1 protein-coding gene is annotated in these 373 nt (G+C 51.5%); it reads left to right on the top strand.

Translation table 11 applies throughout. From position 1 onward, the window contains the following. On the top strand, nucleotides 1-373 hold a 373-nt coding region (locus AB1471_RS18870; RefSeq protein ID WP_367780953.1), incomplete at both ends, for a hypothetical protein.

Here is a 373-nt window from a genome sequence, read left to right as displayed (position 1 = left end):
GAGGGGGGAGGGGGGGAAAAAGAGGAAGAGAAGAGAAGAAGAAGAAGAGAGAGAGGGAGGGGGAAAAAGAAGGGAAGGAAAAAAGAGAAAGGAAGAGGGGGGGAAGAAAGAGAGGAGGGGGGGGGAGGAGGGAAAAGAGAAAGAAAGAGGAAGGAGAGGAAGAGGAAGGGGAGGAGGGAGGGGGGGAGGGAAAGGAGGAAGAAAGAGAAAAAAGAAGGAGGAAAGAAGGAGGGAGAAGAGAAAAAGAGAGAGAGAAGAAAAGAAAAGGAGAGAAAGGAAGGGAGGGAAAAAAAGGAAAGGGGAAGGGAGGAGGGGGAAAAGAAAAAAAGGGAGAAGGGGGGAGAGAGAGGAAGGGAAGGGGAGAGGGAAGGAG

The sequence above is a fragment of the Jeotgalibacillus marinus genome (genome assembly GCF_040801915.1).
Lineage (GTDB): Bacteria > Bacillota > Bacilli > Bacillales > Jeotgalibacillaceae > Jeotgalibacillus > Jeotgalibacillus marinus.
The sequence above is the reverse complement of the archived record's forward strand: the minus strand, read 5'-3'. Positions and strand labels throughout refer to the sequence as shown.